The sequence below is a fragment of the Enterocloster bolteae genome (assembly GCF_002234575.2).
Lineage (GTDB): Bacteria > Bacillota > Clostridia > Lachnospirales > Lachnospiraceae > Enterocloster > Enterocloster bolteae.
This window is the reverse complement of record NZ_CP022464.2, coordinates 4568769-4589447: the sequence shown is the minus strand read 5'-3', so window position 1 is coordinate 4589447 and position 20679 is coordinate 4568769. Positions and strand designations below refer to the sequence as shown.

Here is a 20679-nt window from a genome sequence, read left to right as displayed (position 1 = left end):
GCCCTGTGATATAACTGATAAGAACATATGCCATGGACTGGCATGGAGAAAGAATGACACAGGGAGTTAACAGAAGATGAAAAAGTCTTATGAGATTGACATGACAAGCGGCCCGCTTCTGGGCAAAATCCTTTTATTTTCCATTCCTTTGATGCTGTCAGGCATATTGCAGCTGCTGTTTAATGCAGCGGACATCATCGTGGTGGGCCGTTTTGCAGGCAGCGGGGCTCTGGCGGCAGTGGGATCCACATCTTCGCTTATCAACCTATTAATTAATGTATTCGTGGGACTCTCAGTTGGTGTCAATGTGCTGGTGGCCCGGTATTACGGGGCCCGCAAAGACAAGGATGTCAGTGAGACCGTCCACACGGCGGTGACCACCAGCATTGTGAGCGGCTTTATCCTGGTTGTGCTGGGAATTCTTCTGGCAAACCCGCTGCTGCGCCTTATGGGAACCCCTGAGGACGTCCTGAGCCAGTCGGTCCTCTATATGAGGATATACTTTCTGGGTATGCCGGTACTTATGGTCTATAACTTCGGCGCAGCCATTCTGCGGGCTATCGGGGATACCAGGAGACCTCTGTATTTCCTCTTTGCTTCCGGCGTGGTGAATGTGTGCCTGAACCTGTTCTTTGTGGTGGTGCTGGGAATGGGAGTGGACGGTGTGGCCTGGGCCACGGTCATATCAGAACACATCTCCGCTTTTCTGGTCCTGAGGAGCCTGATGAGCGCTCCGGGAGCACTTAAGCTGGATTTAAAGCAGCTGCGGATTCACCCCAGGAAGCTGAAACGAATCGTAAAAATCGGACTTCCCGCAGGCATGCAGGGAGCCATATTCTCCATATCCAATGTACTGATTCAGTCCTCGGTCAACTCCTTCGGCTCCATTGCCATGGCCGGGAACACGGCCTCCTCCAACATCGAGGGTTTTGTCTACACGGCAATGAACGCGGTGTACCAGACCAACCTGAGCTTTACCAGCCAGAATCTGGGCGGCAGGAAGTACAGCAGGATTAATAAAATCATGTACATATGCCTGGGAGTGGTGACGGCCGTGGGTTTAATCCTGGGACTCACAGCCGTGGCTGCGGGAGACGGACTTTTGCATATCTATTCCTCAGACCCGGAGGTGCTGCGCTACGGGATGCTCAGGCTGGAAATTATCTGCACAACCTATTTCCTTTGCGGAATCATGGACTGCATGGTGGGAAGCCTGAGAGGGCTGGGATATTCCATCATCCCCATGTTTGTATCCCTCACAGGGGCATGCGGATTCAGGGTGCTCTGGGTATTCACCGTATTTGCGGCGTACCGTTCCCTGGACGTGCTGTATCTGTCCTATCCTGTCTCATGGGCCATCACAGCCATTGCCCATATGGTGACATTCCATAAGATACGGCGCAAGATACCAAAGCAGGACGCTGTCTCCATGTAGCCTGCATCTCTGTGATACATGATTGATAAACTTTGATAGAAAGGGAATTTTCATAAATATGCTGTTTAGTTCACTGACGTTTGTATGGTTTTTCCTTCCTGCCCTGGCCCTGATATACTATATTTCACCGGGCAGGAAGCTTAAAAATGGGGTTCTGCTCATGGCCAGCCTTGTGTTTTACAGCTGGGGCGAGCCGCGGTATGTGGTTCTGGTGGTCCTTTCCATCCTGCTAAACTACGGGTTTGGCCTGGCCCTGGATGGCTGCGAGGAAAGGAAGGGGCTTAAGAAGGCAGTATTTATCCTGAGCATCCTGGTCAACCTGGGGCTTTTGGGGTATTTTAAATATTTCAATTTCTTCCTGGAACTGGCCATGTCCCTTCTGGGGCGCCAGGGCTTTGCTCCAAGGGATATCGCGCTGCCCATCGGCATATCATTTTACACCTTCCAGTCCATCTCTTACCTGGCTGATACCTTCCGCGGGGAGAATCCCGCCCAGAGAAATGTATTCCGTCTGGCGCTGTACATCTCTTTGTTTCCCCAGATACTTTCCGGTCCCATTGTCAAGTATCATGAGCTGGAACCGCAGATTGGGAACCGGCAGGAGAGTCTGTCCATGCACGCATACGGTATTAAGCGTTTTGTGTACGGCCTGGTGAAGAAAATGGTATTTGCCAACATGTTCGGCCAGGTGGTGGACCGTATGTTTGACCTGCCCCTGGAACAGCTAGGCACGGTTACGGTATGGCTGGCCGTGATTCTGTACAGCTTCCAGATTTACTATGATTTTTCCGGGTACTCCGACATGGCCATCGGCCTGGGCAGGATGTTCGGCTTTACCTACAAAGAGAACTTCAATTATCCGTATCTGTCGGCCTCTGTCAGCGAGTTCTGGAGGCGCTGGCATATCTCCCTCTCCACCTGGTTCAGGCAGTATCTTTACATTCCTCTGGGAGGCAACAGGAAGGGACTGGCGCGCACCTGCATGAATCTTTTCCTGGTATTCCTGGCAACGGGACTGTGGCATGGGGCCAGCATGAACTTCATATGCTGGGGCGTGTATTACGGCATTCTTATTGTGGCGGAACGCCTGTGGATTGGCAGGATTTTAGAAAAAAATCCCCTGAAGTTCCTGAATCATCTGTACACCCTTGGGGCGGTGGCAGTGGGTTGGCTGCTGTTTCGGGTGGATACCCTGCACAACGGAAAAATACTGTTAAAGGCAATGCTGATTCCCAGCAAGGGACTGTGGAATCCGCGGATTTTTGCGGATAACCGCATTCTGTTTCTGCTGGTGCTGGCAGTGGTATTCTGCGGGCCCATCCAGCAGCTGATGCCCCGTCTCAAAGCCCGGCTGTTTGATGAGGAGAACGTGACCGCAGCGGATGTGGCTGTGATGGCAGCCCTTTTGCTGCTGGGAACGTTGCTCATGGTCAGCAGCACCTATCAGGCCTTTATTTATTTCAGATTTTAGTCCATACGGAAAGAGAGCAGCACCTATGATGAAGAAGATTATGATTGCGGGGTTCTGGGCCCTGCTTCTGATACCCAACCTGCTGTTTCCCTTTGTGAAGGGAGGCAGCCAGACAGGCACCGGGGAAAACAGGAACCTGGCAGAGTTTCCCGTGTTTTCACCGGATACATATGAGGCGTATCCGTCTGCGGTCAACAGTTATATCAATGACCATGCGGCATTCAGGAACCTGTTCCTGAGCCTGAATTCCATGATTAATTTAAAGCTGTTCGGCTATGCGGATTCCCAGGATGTGATTGTGGGAAAGGATGGCTGGTACTTTTTTGCCGGGGGCATGAGCCTTTATGATGCCCTGGGAACACAGCCCTTTTACCCGGACGATGCTGCCTGGATTGGCGGACAGATCATAAAGGCAGCCGGATATTATGAGAGCCGGGGCATACCCTTTCTCATGATGATTGCTCCCAACAAGGAAGGAATCTACAGGGAATATATGCCGGATGCATATAAGCGGGTCTGGGATGGAAACCGGCCCGGACAGCTGGAGGATTACATACGGGAGCACTCGGATGTGACGGTTCTGGACCCCAGGGAGTACTTTAACACGAACCGGGATTATGTGTGGTATTATAAGACGGATACTCACTGGAACAGCGCAGGAGGATACGCGGCAGGCCAGATGCTCATTGAGGCATTGGGAGGGACACCGCTGCCCATAGAGGATGTGCAGGTGGATTATATCAAGGGAGCCCCGGGTGACCTGGCCAATCTGTTCCACCTGCCTGAGAAATACTGCGATGACCAGATTGCCCTTGTAAGCGGGTATCACGAAGACCTTGCGGTCACGGTGCAGGATGTAAACGGGGATAAGAATATTGTCCATACAAGTACACCCGGGGCGCCGGATAAGCGCCGGATTGCCGTTATACGGGATTCCTTCGGCACAGCCCTCATGGATTTCCTGCCCAGGTACTTTGCCAATGTGGACTTTTATCACTGGCAGGCCTTTGACCGGTCGCTTTTGGAGGAGAACCCTCCGGATGCAGTGATATATCTGATTGTGGAGCGGGACCTGACCCGGATTCCCCAGGATGTGGGGAAGATGGTGCCGGAAGAATAAAAAATCAAACGAATGGAAAGGAGAAGGAGAATCATGAAGATACTTAATTACGGTTCACTGAACATAGATTACACCTATAGCGTGGACCACTTTGTCAGGGGAGGGGAGACCATGTCCTCGGAAGAAATGCATGTGTTTTCAGGCGGCAAGGGGTTAAACCAGTCCATTGCCCTGAGTAAAAGCGGGGCAGAGGTATGGCACGCAGGTGCCATCGGCACCGGGGACGGGGATTTTCTCATTCGCCAGTTAAAGGAAGCCGGGGTGAATACGGAGTATATATCCGTGCTGGATGGAAAGACCGGCCATGCCATTATCCAGAAGGCAAAGGACGGGGGCAACTGCATCCTTCTCTTCGGCGGCGCCAACCAGAAGATTACCAGGGAAATGGTGGATGGGGTTATGGACCACTTTGAGAAGGGGGACTACCTGGTACTGCAGAATGAAATCAGCGAGATTGGCTATATCATGGAGAGAGCCCGCGAAAAAGGCATGGTGCTTGTATTCAACCCTTCTCCCATGGACGATAAAATCAGTACCTATCCCCTGGAATATGTGGATTATTTCCTGTTGAATGAGATTGAGGCAGGAGATATATGCGGGGAGCAGGGAAGCGGTGAGGAGCTGCTCCAAAAGCTTTCTGACAAATTTCCGGCGTCAAAGATAGTTCTGACACTGGGCGGAGACGGCTCCCTTTACAGGGACGGCCAACGAATCCTGACACAGGGAATCTATAAGGTTCCTGTGGCGGATACAACGGCTGCCGGTGATACATTTACCGGTTTCCTTATTGGCGGGCTGGTGCAGGGGCTGGATGCGGGAGAGGCCCTTGACCTGGCTGCCAAGGCAGCCGCAATTGCGGTTTCACGCCCCGGGGCAGCACCCTCCATACCCTCCAGGGAAGAAGTGGAAGCATTTAAGGGATGATTCAAACAGATAAAAAGTAAATAACAGGAAAAAGATACCTGTATCCGGTAGGAATAGGTATCTTTTTTTGAAAAAATCAGAATATTTAAACAATTAACACAAATAAAAGGTTAAGACATGTATAAAAAGAGAAACAATTGTAATAAAATGGATTCAAATATTAATAAACTAAAAAAATAATAAAAAAACTAAAAAAGTGTTGACAAATGCGGGGGCATTTACTATAATGAAAACAACAAAAGAACAGAGAACAAAAGATTTCAAGGAACTGTAGACAATCAGTTCACAAGTAATAAAATCCAAGCAAAGGAGGTACGGACCGCCAAAGACTTAAATTTCGTTTCATTTATAACTTAAAGAAATTTAATTATAAATGAGACCAGGAAAAACCAATCTACCAAAGTGAAACGCTCAAACAGATAAGTAATTTTAAGAAATTGATTTAAAGAAACAGGAATCCAATCGGTTGGTAAACAATTCAAGAAGTAGCAGGTTTTCATGAGTTAAAGAAATTTATATGTGAATGGGTAAGTTCACAGACAGATAATTTAATAATCGAAATACAAGTTATATAGATTGAATGTTTTAAAAGCAATTGCAGTTATTTAAAGATATGAATTAAAGATACAGACTGTTGAGTGAAGCATTTATAAACAAATGAATGATTGAATTTGTAACACTATCTCAAGAGTATCAGAAAAATAAATTCGGTTTGGTGATATGACGAGAAAGTATTATTAGAACGAAAGATGATACCGGATAGTAAAGAAAAAGCAATAAAAGAAATGAATCAGACATAAGTGAAGAAATGCAGAAGTAGGAGCGAAGTAACAGAACGTAGAATGGTGTAACAACTTAATATAGAAAAGCCAGAAATAATTAAAAGAATTGTTTCGGAAAAGTGAGGTTTAGTCCAATGGACGAAATAGTTAGAAGACGGATATCGTAATCTGCGAACGTGGTTAGTCAAAGATTCGATATCCGTCTTCATGTTTTTATGAGATTCAGGAAAGTCTTTAGAGAGCAGGTTTGGGGAACAGGGGAAAAGAAAAACGGGATGGCGCAGCCGGATGAGGCAGGCGCTTTTTTTGTTCTGAAACCCGTTCATCTGTCCCGAATACTTTTGTCCGGAATACCTTTGTCCGGAATACCTTATAGTCCTTCCAAATCAAAGGGCGGAGTATATTCTTCCCTGGCACTGCTTTTTTCCTGCATGAAGCCCTCGGTGAGTCCCAGACGGATGGCGGCATCCACCACCTTGTCATATTCGTATGATGTGATGCGGCGGTTTAGTTCCGGGAATTCCTGGTTTTGGATGTAGGGAGTGTACTGGCTCATAAGGCTGATCATATACCGGCCCCGGGGCAGATTGCCGCTTATCCATTCCAACAGGGCAATGGAATCACGGCGCTGTCCCGGCAGGACCATGTGGCGGATGATGACACCTTTTGCCAGCAGTCCGGGAGAGACAGACTGGTAAACAGGAGCGCCGGTCTGGTCAATCATCTGCCGGATGGCGGCAGCGGTCGTCTCAAAATAGTCCGCAGCCCTGGAATATCTCTGGGCCAGACGGTTATCATAGTACTTGAAGTCGGGAAGCCATATGTCCACGTAATCCTTTAATGCCTTTACTGTCTCCGCACGCTCATAGCCGCCGCAGTTATAGACCACAGGTATGGTGAGCTTAAAGCGTACCTGGTCCAGGGCGGAGATAATATGGGGCAGGTACTGGGTGGGTGTCACCAGGTTTATGTTATATGCCCCCTGGTCCTGGAGACGGAGGAAAACCTGGCCCAGTTCCTCAGCGGTCATCTCCCGGCCGAAGTGCCCGCTGCTGATTTTATGATTCTGGCAGAAGCAGCAGCCCAGGGTACAGCCGGAAAAAAAGACGGTGCCGCTGCCGCCGGAATCCGAATGGGCGCCGCCGGGCGCTGTTAAACCGCCGTCTGCATCCGCAGATCCGCTGATGCAGGGCTCCTCCCAGTGGTGAAGGGCGGCCCTGGCAGCCGTAAGGACGCTGCTGCAGCCGCAGTAGCCTGCGGCGCGGCTGCGGTCGGCTTTGCACATTCTGGGGCAGAGGATACAGTTTCTGTATGTGTCAAAGGAAAGGATGTCAGGTGTATTCATGTCAGTCAAATCCCCTTATATGGTGTAATCCTGCTGTTCAGGCAGGCGGTGCTGCTCCCGGTACTCCTTGGGGGAAACACCGTACTCTTTTTTGAATGCCCTGAAAAAGCTGGTGTAGTCCTTGAAGCCATACTGGAGGTAAACATGGCTGATGGGCTGGTCGGACAATATGGCGTTCTTGCTGGCGTGAAGCCGTTTTTTCAGGATGTACTGGTGGAGCGGGATACCCATGTTGTCCTTGAAGATGTGGGAGATATGGTATTTGCTCACATAGAAAAAGGACGACAGGCTGTCCAGGCTTAAGTCCTCCTCCAGGTGCCGGTTGATATAGTCGCAGATGTTCAGGTACAGAACATTTTCGTAGACAGCTGATTTCTGGTGGAGGCTGTCATAGAGAAGGCGGTTAATGTACACCAGGAAGGAGACAGCCATGAGCTCCGAGACAAGGCGGTGGAAGGAGCGTCCGCCCGCAAGCTCCTCCATCAGGTCGGTAAGCTTTCCCTGAATCTCCTGGGTGGTAATGGTGTCTGTGTGGAACCGGTAGGCCTGGTGGCTCTGGGCATAGTCAAAACAATATGTCAAATCTTCGTTGGTCTGGCGCAGCTTTTTGTGGTAATCCTGATTCAGCCAGAATACAAACCTGCGGTAGGGTTTATCATAGGAATGGAACTGGGGATAATGGGGGGTATCAGGCGGAATCAGCAGACAGTCCCCGTATTCCAGCTGATAGCTTTTATCACCGATGTGGTATGTAACATCGCCTTCCAGGAAAAAATAGAACTCGTAGTAGTCATGCTCATGGGCATCTACGGATTTAAGCGCAGTGTCATTGTAATAGAAGAGTTCAAAGTCTCCGGACTGCATGTATTGCCGTGTGTTAAAGTCCATGGACAGCTGTTTTTTCACGGGAGTCCCTCCTCTCGGGAAACATGATTTATCATGATTTTATCCCCATCTTAGCATGAAACAACAACATTTGCAATATGGACGGCAAGTATCACTATGGACGGAAAAATGGTTTCTGTTATAATAAAACCATAGGTTAGGGAACGTAAAACAACACTTATCAGGAGGAGTTTACACATGAAATTATCATTCAGATGGTATGGGGAAGACGACAAGGTAACACTGGAGAATATCCGCCAGATTCCGGGCATGCAGTCCATCGTTACGGCTGTATACGATGTTCCGGTAGGCGAAGTGTGGAGCAGGGAGAGCATTGCAAAGCTGAAGAAGCAGGTAGAGGATGCTGGCCTGGGCTTTGATGTGATTGAGAGTATTCCTGTCCATGAGGATATAAAGCTGGGCAAGGCTTCCAGGGACAAGTACATCGAGAACTACTGTGAGAACATCCGCCGTGTTGCGGAGGCAGGTGTTAAATGTATCTGCTACAATTTCATGCCTGTATTTGACTGGACCAGGACCCAGTTAGACCATGAGCTGGCTGACGGCTCCACCTCCCTGGTGTACTATCAGGAGCAGGTAGATGCAGTGAATCCTCTTAACAGCGACAGCGACCTGACACTTCCGGGATGGGATTCCAGCTACACCAAGGACGGACTTAAGGCTGTAGTGGAGGAATACCACAGCCTGACAGAGGAAAATCTCTGGGATAACTTAAAATATTTTCTGGAGCGCATTATTCCGGTTGCGGCCGAGTGCGACGTGAATATGGCAATCCATGAGGACGACCCATGCTGGAGCATCTTCGGTCTTCCCAGAATCATTACCTGTGAGGAGAACCTGGATAAGTTTTTAAAGCTGGTGGATGACAGGCACAATGGAATCACACTGTGTACCGGTTCCCTGGGCTGTTCCGCTAAGAACGACGTGGTTAGACTGGCCGGTAAATACGCTGCCATGGGAAGAATCCACTTCGCGCATCTGAGAAATGTGGCTGTGCTGGATAACGGCTTTGAGGAAAGAGCACATCTGTCCTGCTGCGGTTCCCTGGACATGTTCGGTATCGTGAAGGCCCTGGTGGAGAATGGTTTTGACGGCTATGTAAGACCTGACCACGGACGTATGATTTGGGGAGAGACAGGAAGAGCCGGATACGGCCTGTATGACAGAGCATTAGGCGCTACCTACCTCAATGGCCTGTTCGAGGCTGTGGAGAAAATGAGCAGGTAATGTCCTGACAGCCGGTCTGTACAGCACAAAATCAGACAAAAAACACAATATAAATCAGGAAAGGGCCGGGAAGAACGTTCTCAGGCCCTTTTTGTCCATCAGCCGGTGAGGATGAATGGGAAAAGAATGAAAGTAAAGAGCAGGAAAGGAGGAAGGAAAGGTGGTATTGGGGACGGATTTGACGGGAAAGATGGCGGTGGTGACCGGCGCGGGGGGAATCCTCTGCGGCATGTTTGCCAGGACGCTGGCCAGAGCCGGCGCAGCAGTGGCCCTTCTGGACATTAACCTGGAGGCGGCTGAGGAGACAGCCAGGGACATACGGGAGGCTGGAGGGACGGCTGCTGCCTATGGAGTGGATGTGATGGATAAGGATATGCTGGAGAGCGTTCATGCCAGGGTGCTGGCCCGGTTAGGACCCTGCGATATCCTGATAAACGGAGCGGGAGGCAACCAGGCCAGGGCTAATACATCGAAAGAATATTTTGAGATGGGGGATATAGAGGCCGATGTGGCTACCTTCTTTGATATGGAGTATAAGGGGGTGCAGGGCGTGCTGGATTTGAATTTTTTAGGAGGATTTCTGACCTGCCAGGTCTTTGCCAAGGATATGGTGGGACGGGAGGGATGCAATATCATCAACATCTCCTCTGCCAGCGCGGCCAGGCCCCTTACCAGAATACCTGTATACAGCGGGGCCGTGGCCGCACTCAGCAATTTCACCCAATGGCTGGCCGTGCATTTCGCAAAAGCCGGAATCCGGGTCAATGCCATTGCTCCGGGTTTCTTTGTGACCCGGCAGAATGAGGGCCTCCTCTATGAGGAGGACGGAAAGCCCGCGGCCAGAACCGCCAAGGTGCTGGCCGCCACCCCCATGGGGCGGTTCGGCAGGCCTGAGGAGCTGAACGGGGCCCTCATGTTCCTGCTCAACAATGAGGCGGCCGGTTTTATCACCGGAATCATACTTCCGGTGGACGGCGGATTTTCGGCATATTCCGGGGTGTGACGGCTGAGGCGCTTACTTCCTGCAGAGATATTTTGGCAGTCCGTTTTCCATGATGTGGTCCGGCTGCCCCTGAATCAGGGGAAGGGCATAGTCCAGGAATTCCGGTCCGATATCGGAGCCTTCCGCCGTGATCCACTCCACAGGAAAGGATTTTTCGCGGTTGCACACATTGCCTACCTCTGTAAGTCCATATTCAAGTTCATATCCGGGCCCTGACAGGCGGGAACAGGTAACCATTTTGCCGGTTTCTCCCTGCAGGGCCTTTTCTACGGCTGTTCTGCCGGAGCTCTCTGCCTCCTGCACATCGGCGGCAGAGGCCAGAAGGCTGCTGCAGCGCTGGTTTACATTCAGCTCCACGGAGCGGACCTTTACCTGGAAACGGTTGCGGACATAGCTTTCCAGTATCTTGGCGCAGCCGGTAAGCATCTTGTGGCCGAAGGTGTCAATCTGGGCGTCATTGGTGTATTCGCAGATAAAACGGCCGTTTTTGTCGCAGATGCCTTCGGATACGCAGATTACCACATTGGGCTGGCGGGACAGGGCCTGCTCCACGTCCTTAAAAAACTGTTCCATGGAGAACGGCACTTCCGGCATATAAATGAGAAGAGGATTGTCGCCGGGGAATTTTCTGGCCAGGGCGGCAGCAGCCGTTACCCAGCCTGCATGGCGTCCCATCAGTTCCACGATAGTGACAGCCGGCTGCTGGTACACAGAGGCGTCCAGGGAAATTTCACGGACCGTGGAGGCCACATACTTGGCGGCGCTTCCATATCCGGGGGTATGGTCAGTCACAGGCAGATCGTTGTCTATGGTTTTTGGCACTCCGATGAAGGAGATGGATTCACGGCGGATCCGGGCGCATCGTGAGAGCTTGTCAACCGTGTCCATGGAATCATTTCCGCCGATATAGAAACAGGCTCCTATGTTCATGGATTTGAATTTTTCAAATAAAAGGCTGTAAACCGGCGCATCCAGGTTTTCAGGCAGTTTGAACCGGCATGAGCCCAGATAAGCGGCCGGAGTCTGCTTAAGCAGGATGAGGTCCTCATGGGTAAGAGAGGACAGGTCCATGACGTGGCCTGAGAGGAAGCCTTCGATGCCGTTTACCATGCCGTACACATGGTCCACCTCTTCCGGCCGGGCCATGCCCTCTGCAATGACTCCATATAAGCTGGCGTTAATGACGGCTGTGGGGCCGCCGGACTGGCCCACCAGGATGTTTTTTTTCATAATCATTCTCCTCGCTGTAATGTTTCATGGTCAAACACGGTCAAGTATATAATAAACAGACACACAACGCAAGCCTTACTGTTGTGAACATGCATAGAAAATCACTGCAATTTTGTAGAATATGCCCATTGAAAAAGATATACGACTGTGTTAATCTGTATACAGATTTAAAAAGTTGTATACAAGTTGCTAGAAAGAAATACAAACTCAAACGCAATCTAAATCGCAAAGGCAAATGTAGACACAAAAGAAAGTCAAGATTAAAGGAATCTAAGATTAAAGGAAACTAAATTTAAAGGAAATCAAGTTTAAAGGAGGAAACAAGATAATGGATATTCGCTATTCTGCAAATCAGAGGGATGTAAAGCGTTACACCACCCAGGAGCTGAGGGATGAGTTCCTGATTCAGAACCTGTATGCGGCCAATGAGGTAGTGGCTGTGTATTCACATGTGGATCGTATGGTGACATTGGGATGTATGCCTACCACAGAAACTGTTTCCATAGATAAGGGAATTGACTGCTGGAAGAATTTCGGAACTCACTATTTTCTGGAGCGCCGCGAGATTGGTATTTTCAATATCGGCGGAAGCGGCAGGATTGTGGCTGACGGACAGGAATTCCAGATGGGATATAAGGACTGCCTGTACATCACAAAGGGAACAAAGGAAGTATATTTTTCCAGCGACGATGCTTCTGCACCGGCTAAGTTCTACATGGTAAGCGCGCCGGCCCATACTTCTTACACCACCACCTACATCCCCATTGCAAAGGCAGCCAAGAGGCCCTGCGGAGCTTCTGAGACAGCCAATAAGCGCGTTATCAACCAGTTTATCCACCCGGATGTACTTAAGACCTGCCAGCTGTCCATGGGCATGACTGTGCTGGAGGAGGGAAGCGTATGGAACACCATGCCGTCCCACACCCATGAGCGCCGCATGGAGGTTTATATGTACTTTGAGGTTCCAGGCGACAACGTGGTATTCCATATGATGGGAGAGCCCACCGAGACAAGGCACATTGTGATGAAGAACGAGGAAGCTGTTATCAGCCCTTCCTGGAGCATACACAGCGGAGCCGGCACATCCAACTATACATTTATCTGGGCCATGGGCGGAGAGAACATGGAGTTTGACGACATGGACACCATGATGCCCAATCAGATGAGATAAGCAAATCAAGGAGGAAAAAGAAATGGCAGATTATTTAAATAACTTTTCACTGGAGGGCAAGGTAGCCCTGATTACAGGTGCATCCTACGGAATCGGCTTTGCCATCGCCAAGGCCATGGCAGGCGCAGGCGCAACCATCGTGTTCAATGATATCAAGCAGGAGCTGGTTGACAAGGGACTGGCTGCATACAAGGAAGAGGGAATCGAAGCCCACGGCTATGTTTGCGACGTGACCAGTGAGGACGCCGTCAATGAGATGGTTGGAAAGATTGAGAAGGAAGTAGGCGTGGTGGACATTCTGGTGAACAATGCCGGCATCATCAAGAGGATTCCCATGTGCGATATGACGGCTGCCGAGTTCAGACAGGTTATTGACGTGGACCTGAACGCGCCGTTCATCGTGTCCAAGGCAGTTATCCCCAGCATGATTAAGAAGGGCCACGGAAAAATTATCAACATCTGCTCCATGATGAGCGAGCTTGGCCGTGAGACCGTATCCGCATACGCCGCAGCCAAGGGCGGCCTTAAGATGCTGACCAAGAACATTGCTTCCGAGTACGGCGAGTACAACATCCAGTGCAACGGCATCGGGCCCGGTTACATTGCCACTCCCCAGACCGCTCCGCTGCGTGAGATTCAGCCTGACGGCTCCAGACATCCATTTGACCAGTTTATCGTGAGCAAGACTCCGGCAGGGCGCTGGGGCGAGGCCGAGGATCTGGGCGGACCTGCCGTATTCCTGGCTTCCGACGCATCCAATTTCGTCAATGGACTGGTGCTGTATGTGGACGGAGGAATCCTGGCATACATCGGCAAGCAGCCTAAATAATCCGGCTTGAATTTTCCGGGGGAATCATTTATAATATAGACCAGTTGGCAGTCCGGCAGCTTTTGATGCGGCCGGACTGTTTGATAGGAAGAACGGCATTTTATGCCTGTGCTGTATGCGGGTATTGATAAGGGGGTCCAGCCATGGGAGAGATGAACTTCAAGAACCGGGGAGAGCTTGTATACGAGACACTTAAGCAGGAAATCCTGGATTTAAGGCTTAAGCCGGGCCAGATGATTAGTGAAAATGATATATGCGAGCGCTTTGGGGTGTCCAGAACACCGGTGCGTGACGCACTCCGGCTTTTGCAGGAGCAGGGATTTGCAGAGACCATTCCCTACCGCGGCACTTATGTGACTCTTCTGAGCCTGGATAACATCAAGCAGATGATATATATGCGCGTGGCCGTGGAAACCATGGTGCTCAGGGATTTCCTGGAAATCCAGACGCCCATGGTCATGGAGGACATCCGCCACAGTATTGCGCAGCAGAGGGCTGTTATCAGGGAACCGGGCTTTGAGCCGGAGCAGTTTTACCGCATGGACGCGCAGATGCACTCCATCTGGTTTGCGGCTGTCAGGCGCCAGAAGCTGTGGGAGATGCTTCAGGCCCAGCAGCTCCACTATACCAGGTTCAGGATGCTGGACTTTATCACGGAAACTGATTTTATGCGCATTATCGGTGAGCATGAGGATTTATTCCGTCTGATTGCGGATAAAAATGAAAAAGGGCTGGAGGAAGCCTTGAAGGAACACCTTTATTACAGCATGAAACGTATGCGCCGTTCTATTGAGGTGGACTATAAGGATTACTTTGAGGAAGAAGATGAAGAAGGGCGGTTTGTCATTTGACAGGCCGCTCTTTTACGTGATGGAAATATTGGATGGATACCTATTTTTTCAGATAGATTCTCTCGTCCGGGTTCTCATCCAGATATTCTTCCAGCTCCTCAGGGGACAGATGGGAGCGCACCTCCTCGAAATAGGCCGCACCATCCATGGCCATGAACTCCGTCAAACGGCGGACTACCTCTTCATCCTCCAGAAGCTTTTTCATGCCTTCTTTTGTGAAATAATCCATTTGCTTTGCCCTGCCTTTCAGATATGTAAATAACAGCATTTACATTTATATAGTATATTCGTAATTGCGAAGATATTCAAGATGTGAAATCTAACTTATGCTTAATCTATCTAAGAAACCAGCCCTTCGGCGGCTTGAGCGTATACAGGAGATAAAGATGATAGATTATTCACCATTCTGGAAGACACTGGAGCAATCTGAGGAAAATTGGTACACACTTACAAAGAAGCACCGCGTGTCGGACAGTACCCTTCACAGGCTGAAACACAACATGGACATATCCATGAAGACTGTGAATGACCTTTGCAGGATACTGGACTGCGATATTGAGGATATTGCAGTGTATGTGCCTTCCGAAAAGGACCAGCTGCTGTGATGGTCCGCGGCTTACGGCCGGCGGCCTCAGGAAAACGCCTATGTCAGTAAATACAGACTGCCTTACTGGCTGCAGGCGTTTTTTGCTGCGCAAAAATACAAAGTTCCGCCATGTTTTTGGTTTGTCTCTTCCAAAATGTTAAAAACTATTATAGAATAAGCTATGAACGATGGAGGTAGACTGGATGGAAGGAAGGCAAGGAAGAAAACTGCATGGTATTTGGATGTCCTGCTCCCTGGAGCGGAAGGTCAGATGGATTACCATTTCCACGGCTGCCGTGGTTATACTGTCCATAACAGCGGTGATGCTGATCGCCGGCTATGGCATGAAGGGATTCGGGGATTTGCTTATGGGCAATTCGCGGAGCCTGGCCTTCTGGTCGGCCATGGATGCTGAGAGCAGTTCCTTCCAGTATTATGCAGGGGACAGGTCGCCTGAAAACAGGGAGAAATATGAGATGTCCTGCGCCAGGACCCGCTCTGCGCTTAAGTCCCTGCCCTTTGACTATGAGGAGATCGGTGCGGACCGTTATGGGGTCACCTGGTCCATTTTAAATATGTATGAGAATTACGCCGCTGCCAGGGATGCGTTTCTGGAGATGGAGGAAGGGGCGCCGGATTATCTGGACCGTCTCTATACCATTTACCGGGTTCAGGGATATCTGGCAACCCATGCGGGCCGTCTGGAACAGATGACCGTGCAGTCGGGCAATGAGCGGTATGAGATGCAGCGCCCGCTGTTCATTATTGTGCCGGCAGTCAGTATTTTGTGGGGTGCAGCAGCCCTTTTGATGGTCAGATGGCTGAACCGTTCCGTCCAGAAAAACATTGTCCGCCCCATGGTAGAGCTGGCGGAGGACTCCAGACGGATAGGGGAAAATGATTTTACGGGCCCGGACACCTGTGCGGAGGGCAGTGATGAGATTGCCAGCCTGGTCAGGGCCTTTTGCACCATGAAAGCCAGTACCAGGGGATATATTGAAGCCCTGACGGAAAAGCACAGGATGGAGAAGCAGCTGGACGAGGTGCGGCTGCAGATGCTGAAAAACCAGATAAATCCCCACTTTCTGTTCAATACACTGAATATGATTGCCAGTACGGCCCAGATTGAGGATGCAGACACCACAGAGAAGATGATCCATGCCCTGAGCAGGCTGTTCCGCTATAACCTGAAATCCACGGACTCCGTGATGCCCCTGGAGCGGGAGCTTAAGGTGGTGCAGGACTACATGTATTTGCAGCAGATGCGGTTCGGACAGAGAATCCGCTATGACACGGACTGTAAGCCGGATACCATGGAGGTGCTGGTGCCCTCCTTCGCCCTGCAGCCTCTGGTGGAAAACGCCATTATCCACGGCATTTCTCCCAAGGGACAGGGGGGAAGGATACATGTCCGTTCCTGGATGGAGGGAAGGCGGCTCTGGATATCGGTGGCTGATACAGGACGGGGAATGGCGCAGGAACGGCTGGAGGAAATACGCCTCGCCCTGGCAAGGGGAGAGGAGAAGGCCACCGGCGTGGGCGTGGGAAATATTTACCGCAGGGTCCATGGAATGTACCGGGACGGCGAGGTTTTCATTTACAGCAGTGAGGGACGGGGAACGGTCGTGCAGATGGCCTTTACACCCTGATGACAGGACGAAAGGATGAGGTATATGTATCGTGTATTGCTGGCGGATGATGAACAGATTGAACGTATGGCGCTGGCCAAGCGTCTGAAGAGGCATTTTTGCGGCAGCCTGGATATCAGCGAGGCAGTGAACGGGGCAGAGGCCCTGGAGACATTCAAAAGGGAAAAAAGCCAGATTGTGGTCATGGATATATCCATGCCGGAGATGAACGGGGTGGAGGCGGCGGAACGCATCCGCAGCCTGGACGAGGACTGTATTATTATTTTCCTGACAGCCTATGATGAGTTTTCCTATGCCAAGAGGGCCATTGTCATACGGGCCCTGGATTATCTGCTGAAGCCCTGCGAGGAGGATGAGCTGGTGGCTGTCATGGAGGAGGCCATGCGGCTGACGGATAAACGGCTGAATGTTTCGGGCGTTCCTTCTCCGGGTGTTCCTTCTCCGGGTGTTCCTTCTCCGGGCGTTCCTTCTCCAGGTGTTCCTTCTCCGGACATCCGCCGGGAGGAACATGCAGAAGCCATGCCCAGGGATGACGGGGACGGACGCCTGGCCCAGGTGGCGGAAACCATTCGGGAGTATATACGGAATAATTATATGAAGGAAATATCCATGCAGGATGCTGCCAGGATGATGAATTATTCAGACGCCTATTTCTGCAAGCTGTTCAAACAGTGCTTTGACCAGAATTTCACCTCCTACCTCACCGGTTTCAGGGTAAACGAGGCCAAAAAACTGCTGAAGGACAGGAGCATAAGTGTCAAGGATGTGAGTATGCAGGTAGGGTATTATGATTCCAATTATTTTGCAAAAGTGTTCAAGCGCATGACCGGAATGATACCATCCGAGTACAGGGATAGTGAGACTGCACAAAAATAGAACAGGTTTTTTGTGCATTTATGCGAAGGTAACTAGAAAAAAATGGGGAAGGACAAAATCTTCTTCCTGTATGACAAACTTTTACGGTACAAAATAAAAGCCCCTGGCTATATAATTAAGAAAGTGTTAAGAAGGCGCCAAAAAATCTTAACGTTTTCTGGTTGATAGCCAAGGGGCTTTTGTTGTGGAGAAAAGGGCCGGGACTCTGAAAGAGCCGGGCAACGGGCAGCAAAAGGCCGCCGTTTTGCGGTATGGGAAACAGTATTTCAGTCCAGAATAAACAGGAACGCAGGTTTCTGGGATGTATTGAAACAAAAGAATTTGCCGTATAAAGGGAAAGGAATGAAAAAAGTGAGAAAATTCATAAAGAGAGTGGCGGCTGCCGCCCTTGCGGCTGCTGTGGCAGCAGGTCTTACAGGCTGTGGCTCAGTGACTTCCGGAAAACGGATTATCCGTGTATCCCATGCCCAGTCAGAGACGCATCCGGAGCATATAGGGCTTTTAGCTTTTAAGGAATATGTGGAGGAACGGCTGGGGGACAAGTACGAGGTCCAGATATTCCCCAATGAAATCCTGGGTTCTGCCCAGAAGGCCATTGAGCTGACCCAGACAGGGGCCATTGACTTTGTTGTGGCCGGAACCGCCAATCTTGAGACGTTTGCAGGCGTATACGAAATATTCAGTATGCCCTATCTTTTCGACTCAGAGGATGTGTACAAATCTGTAATGCAGGATACGGACTACATGGAAAAGGTTTATGAGTCCACGGACGAAGCCGGTTTCAGGGTGGTTACCTGGTACAATGCAGGCGTCAGGAATTTTTATGCCAAGACTCCGATTCATACCCCTGATGACTTAAAGGGAAAGAAGATAAGGGTTCAGCAGAGCCCGGCCAGCGTTGCCATGGTCAATGCCTTCGGAGCAGCGGCAGCCCCCATGGGATTCGGTGAGGTATATACGGCTATCCAGCAGGGCGTTATCGACGGTGCGGAGAACAATGAGCTGGCCCTTACCAACAACAAGCACGGCGAGGTTGCCAAGTATTATGCCTATAACAAGCATCAGATGGTGCCGGATATGCTGGTTGCCAACCTGAAATTCTTAAACGGTTTGAGCCCTGAGGAATACCAGGTATTCAAGGACGCTGCAGCCCTGTCCACAGAGGTGGAGCTTGAGGAGTGGGATAAGAGCATTGAGGAAGCCAAGGATATTGCACAGAATAAAATGGGCGTGGAATTTATAGATGTGGACGTGGATGCGTTCAAACAAAAGGTGCTGCCTCTTCATGAGACCATGTTAAAGGATAATCCCAAGATTGTGGACCTGTACAATCATATCCAGGAAATAAACGAAAAAGCGAAGGGAGGAAAGCAGGATGGAGACAATGCATAAAGTGAGAGCCAGAATCATGCAGATTCTGGGAGTTTTTATCATCTGCCTGTTTATGCTGATGACGATAATCGGGACCTACCAGATTGTTACCCGCTATTTCTTCAATAAGCCCAGTACTGTTTCAGAGGAGCTTTTAACCTACAGCTTCACATGGATGGCCCTGCTGGCTTCCGCCTATGTGTTCGGCAAAAGGGACCATATGAGGATGGGATTTCTGGCGGATAAGATTAGCGGTTCCGCCAAGAAATACCTGGAAGTCATCATTGACCTGCTGACCTTTGCCTTTGCCGGTGTGGTCATGGTTTACGGAGGTATCTCCATCACAAAGCTGACCATGATCCAGACCACAGCATCCCTCAGGGTGCCTATGGGATATATTTATGTGATTGTACCTGTGACAGGCATTATTATCATGATGTTCAGTCTGATGAATGCGGCAGACATGCTGCACACGGATTTTGGCAAAAAGGAGGATGCAGGAGTATGAATATAGCAGTAGTCTGCGGACTGATTATTTTGGTGCTTTTAGTAGTGATGCTCTTAGCGGGGGTTCCCATTGCGGTAGCCCTGGCAGTGTCATCCATCTGTGCCATTCTTCCGGTACTCAATACAGGAGCAGCCGTGCTTACAGGGGCACAGAGAATTTTTTCGGGCATATCCGTATTCAGCCTTCTTGCCATTCCGTTTTTCATCCTGGCAGGAAATATCATGAATAAGGGCGGTATTGCCATCCGTCTCATCAACTTTGCAAAGCTTTTTACAGGAAGCATTCCCGGCGCCCTGGCCCATACCAACGCAGTGGCAAACATGCTGTTCGGCGCCATATCCGGTTCTGGTACCGCAGCTGCCTCCGCCATGGGTTCCATCATCGGGCCTATTGAGGAAGAGGAGGGCTATGACAGGGATTTCTCTGCTGCTGCTAATATTGCCACGGCGCCAACCGGCCTTCTGATTCCTCCCAGCAATGTAATGATTACCTACTCCCTGGTCAGCGGCGGCACTTCGGTGGCAGCCCTGTTCATGGCGGGATACATTCCGGGCATCCTCTGGGGCCTTGCCTGCATGGCGGTTATCTTCTATTTTGCCAAGAAGAAAGGGTACCGCAGCACAAAGAAATATTCCAACAGTGAAAAGGTAAAGGTGTTCTTCCAGGCCATTCCCTGTCTGCTGATGATTGTCATTGTTATCGGCGGCATTATCAGCGGTATTTTTACAGCAACTGAGGGAAGCGTGGTGGCGGTGGTGTACAGCCTGATTCTTTCCCTGTTCTTCTATAAGTCCATAAAGTTCTCTGAGCTGCCTAAGATTTTCCTGGACAGCGCGGAGATGACTGGCATCATTATTTTCCTGATTGGCGTGTCCAGCATCATGAGCTGGGTTATGGCCTTTACCGGAATCCCCACAGCCGTGTCAGAGGCAATGTTAGGTATCAGCAATAACCGGTATGTGATTCTTTTTATCATCAATATCCTCCTGCTGATTATCGGTACATTTATGGACATGACGCCGGCCTGTCTTATCTTCACACCTATCTTCCTGCCAATCTGCCAGGCCCTGGGTATGAATACCGTACATTTCGGTATTATGATGATATTTAACCTGTGTATCGGAACCATCACACCTCCGGTAGGAACGACGCTGTTTGTAGGTGTAAAGGTGGGTAAGACCAAGATTGAAAATGTAATTAAACCCCTGCTGCTGTATTTTGCGGCCATATTTGTTGTGCTGCTGCTAGTATCCTATGTTCCGATTCTGTCCATGTGGCTGCCGGGACTGCTGGGATATGTATAGGCGGTACGGAAATCCGGAGTACAAAGCTGCCCTTTAAAGGAGACAGAGGACTGGGACACATGTGAGCATGTGTGCTGTCTCGCAAAGGGAT

General features: G+C 50.2%; 19 protein-coding genes. 15 read left to right on the top strand and 4 right to left on the bottom strand.

Annotated features, from left to right (window positions below):
- Positions 1-76 precede the first annotated feature (76 nt).
- The 4 genes from CGC65_RS21255 to CGC65_RS21240 are packed head-to-tail and all read left to right on the top strand — an operon-like array spanning position 77 to position 4950.
- Positions 77-1435: an MATE family efflux transporter gene (locus tag CGC65_RS21255; RefSeq protein WP_002569738.1), complete on the top strand. Its 1359-nt coding sequence runs from the start codon at positions 77-79 to the stop codon at positions 1433-1435.
- A gap of 58 nt (positions 1436-1493) precedes the next feature.
- A complete protein-coding gene (locus tag CGC65_RS21250) occupies positions 1494-2906 on the top strand; it encodes an MBOAT family O-acyltransferase (protein WP_002569737.1) in 1413 nt (470 codons plus the stop codon).
- A 25-nt stretch (positions 2907-2931) separates the two neighbouring features.
- Positions 2932-4026, top strand: coding sequence for an alginate O-acetyltransferase AlgX-related protein (locus CGC65_RS21245; RefSeq protein WP_002569736.1), 1095 nt, complete (start codon positions 2932-2934; stop codon positions 4024-4026).
- Between the two features lie 33 nt (positions 4027-4059).
- Positions 4060-4950: a ribokinase gene (locus CGC65_RS21240; protein ID WP_002569735.1), complete on the top strand. Its 891-nt coding sequence runs from the start codon at positions 4060-4062 to the stop codon at positions 4948-4950.
- A 1152-nt stretch (positions 4951-6102) separates the two neighbouring features.
- Here CGC65_RS21240 and CGC65_RS21235 read toward each other — a convergent pair.
- Positions 6103-7077 (bottom strand): radical SAM protein, encoded by a 975-nt coding sequence (locus tag CGC65_RS21235; protein ID WP_002569734.1) that lies wholly within the window; start codon positions 7075-7077, stop codon positions 6103-6105.
- Positions 7078-7092: 15 nt separating this feature from the next.
- Entirely contained in the window at positions 7093-7983 is an 891-nt protein-coding gene (locus CGC65_RS21230; RefSeq protein ID WP_002569733.1) for a helix-turn-helix domain-containing protein, read from the bottom strand.
- Between the two features lie 177 nt (positions 7984-8160).
- Between CGC65_RS21230 and uxuA the strand changes: the two genes are divergently transcribed.
- Both uxuA and CGC65_RS21220 read left to right on the top strand, forming a co-directional pair.
- On the top strand, positions 8161-9210 hold the full coding sequence (gene uxuA, locus CGC65_RS21225) for a mannonate dehydratase (RefSeq protein ID WP_002569732.1): 1050 nt from the start codon (positions 8161-8163) through the stop codon (positions 9208-9210).
- Positions 9211-9370: 160 nt separating this feature from the next.
- Positions 9371-10213: an SDR family oxidoreductase gene (locus CGC65_RS21220; RefSeq protein ID WP_002569731.1), complete on the top strand. Its 843-nt coding sequence runs from the start codon at positions 9371-9373 to the stop codon at positions 10211-10213.
- 12 nt (positions 10214-10225) lie between these two features.
- On the opposite strand, the gene CGC65_RS21215 is transcribed toward CGC65_RS21220, so the two are convergent.
- Positions 10226-11443, bottom strand: a complete 1218-nt coding sequence (locus CGC65_RS21215) for a 6-phosphofructokinase (protein WP_002569730.1) — start codon at positions 11441-11443, stop codon at positions 10226-10228.
- 328 nt (positions 11444-11771) lie between these two features.
- Here CGC65_RS21215 and kduI point away from each other — a divergent pair, with 328 nt between their 5' ends.
- The 3 genes from kduI (at position 11772) to CGC65_RS21200 (ending at position 14294) form a co-directional block, all read left to right on the top strand.
- Positions 11772-12614 carry a 5-dehydro-4-deoxy-D-glucuronate isomerase gene (kduI, locus tag CGC65_RS21210; protein WP_002569729.1) on the top strand — a complete coding sequence of 281 codons (843 nt, stop codon included), beginning with the start codon at positions 11772-11774 and terminating at the stop codon, positions 12612-12614.
- Positions 12615-12636: 22 nt separating this feature from the next.
- A complete protein-coding gene (locus CGC65_RS21205) occupies positions 12637-13443 on the top strand; it encodes a gluconate 5-dehydrogenase (RefSeq protein ID WP_002569728.1) in 807 nt (268 codons plus the stop codon).
- Between the two features lie 143 nt (positions 13444-13586).
- Positions 13587-14294: a GntR family transcriptional regulator gene (locus CGC65_RS21200; protein WP_002569727.1), complete on the top strand. Its 708-nt coding sequence runs from the start codon at positions 13587-13589 to the stop codon at positions 14292-14294.
- A 40-nt stretch (positions 14295-14334) separates the two neighbouring features.
- On the opposite strand, the gene CGC65_RS21195 is transcribed toward CGC65_RS21200, so the two are convergent.
- Positions 14335-14523, bottom strand: a complete 189-nt coding sequence (locus CGC65_RS21195; protein WP_002569726.1) for a hypothetical protein — start codon at positions 14521-14523, stop codon at positions 14335-14337.
- A gap of 157 nt (positions 14524-14680) precedes the next feature.
- Here CGC65_RS21195 and CGC65_RS21190 point away from each other — a divergent pair, with 157 nt between their 5' ends.
- The 6 genes from CGC65_RS21190 to CGC65_RS21165 all read left to right on the top strand — a co-directional run bounded on the left by CGC65_RS21190 (position 14681) and on the right by CGC65_RS21165 (position 20588).
- Entirely contained in the window at positions 14681-14899 is a 219-nt protein-coding gene (locus CGC65_RS21190; protein ID WP_002569725.1) for a helix-turn-helix domain-containing protein, read from the top strand.
- Positions 14900-15083: 184 nt separating this feature from the next.
- Entirely contained in the window at positions 15084-16529 is a 1446-nt protein-coding gene (locus CGC65_RS21185) for a sensor histidine kinase (RefSeq protein WP_002569724.1), read from the top strand.
- Between the two features lie 24 nt (positions 16530-16553).
- Complete coding sequence (locus tag CGC65_RS21180) at positions 16554-17405, top strand: response regulator transcription factor (protein WP_002569723.1); 852 nt, start codon at positions 16554-16556, stop codon at positions 17403-17405.
- Between the two features lie 342 nt (positions 17406-17747).
- On the top strand, positions 17748-18797 hold the full coding sequence (locus CGC65_RS21175; protein ID WP_002569722.1) for a TRAP transporter substrate-binding protein: 1050 nt from the start codon (positions 17748-17750) through the stop codon (positions 18795-18797).
- Entirely contained in the window at positions 18781-19284 is a 504-nt protein-coding gene (locus tag CGC65_RS21170; RefSeq protein WP_002569721.1) for a TRAP transporter small permease, read from the top strand. The genes CGC65_RS21175 and CGC65_RS21170 overlap by 17 nt, the downstream gene beginning before the upstream one ends.
- The gene (locus CGC65_RS21165) at positions 19281-20588 is read left to right on the top strand and encodes a TRAP transporter large permease (protein ID WP_002569720.1); all 1308 of its coding nucleotides are present in this window, start codon (positions 19281-19283) and stop codon (positions 20586-20588) included. The genes CGC65_RS21170 and CGC65_RS21165 overlap by 4 nt, the downstream gene beginning before the upstream one ends.
- The last annotated feature ends 91 nt before the right edge of the window (positions 20589-20679 follow it).

Coding starts and splice junctions, on each gene's coding strand:
- CGC65_RS21255 (WP_002569738.1), top strand. CDS start 77: ATGAAAAAGTCTTATGAGATTGACATGACAAGCGGCCCGCTTCTGGGC.
- CGC65_RS21250 (WP_002569737.1), top strand. CDS start 1,494: ATGCTGTTTAGTTCACTGACGTTTGTATGGTTTTTCCTTCCTGCCCTG.
- CGC65_RS21245 (WP_002569736.1), top strand. CDS start 2,932: ATGATGAAGAAGATTATGATTGCGGGGTTCTGGGCCCTGCTTCTGATA.
- CGC65_RS21240 (WP_002569735.1), top strand. CDS start 4,060: ATGAAGATACTTAATTACGGTTCACTGAACATAGATTACACCTATAGC.
- CGC65_RS21235 (WP_002569734.1), bottom strand. CDS start 7,077: ATGAATACACCTGACATCCTTTCCTTTGACACATACAGAAACTGTATC.
- uxuA (WP_002569732.1), top strand. CDS start 8,161: ATGAAATTATCATTCAGATGGTATGGGGAAGACGACAAGGTAACACTG.
- CGC65_RS21215 (WP_002569730.1), bottom strand. CDS start 11,443: ATGAAAAAAAACATCCTGGTGGGCCAGTCCGGCGGCCCCACAGCCGTC.
- kduI (WP_002569729.1), top strand. CDS start 11,772: ATGGATATTCGCTATTCTGCAAATCAGAGGGATGTAAAGCGTTACACC.
- CGC65_RS21205 (WP_002569728.1), top strand. CDS start 12,637: ATGGCAGATTATTTAAATAACTTTTCACTGGAGGGCAAGGTAGCCCTG.
- CGC65_RS21200 (WP_002569727.1), top strand. CDS start 13,587: ATGGGAGAGATGAACTTCAAGAACCGGGGAGAGCTTGTATACGAGACA.
- CGC65_RS21195 (WP_002569726.1), bottom strand. CDS start 14,523: ATGGATTATTTCACAAAAGAAGGCATGAAAAAGCTTCTGGAGGATGAA.
- CGC65_RS21190 (WP_002569725.1), top strand. CDS start 14,681: ATGATAGATTATTCACCATTCTGGAAGACACTGGAGCAATCTGAGGAA.
- CGC65_RS21185 (WP_002569724.1), top strand. CDS start 15,084: ATGGAAGGAAGGCAAGGAAGAAAACTGCATGGTATTTGGATGTCCTGC.
- CGC65_RS21180 (WP_002569723.1), top strand. CDS start 16,554: ATGTATCGTGTATTGCTGGCGGATGATGAACAGATTGAACGTATGGCG.
- CGC65_RS21175 (WP_002569722.1), top strand. CDS start 17,748: ATGAAAAAAGTGAGAAAATTCATAAAGAGAGTGGCGGCTGCCGCCCTT.
- CGC65_RS21170 (WP_002569721.1), top strand. CDS start 18,781: ATGGAGACAATGCATAAAGTGAGAGCCAGAATCATGCAGATTCTGGGA.
- CGC65_RS21165 (WP_002569720.1), top strand. CDS start 19,281: ATGAATATAGCAGTAGTCTGCGGACTGATTATTTTGGTGCTTTTAGTA.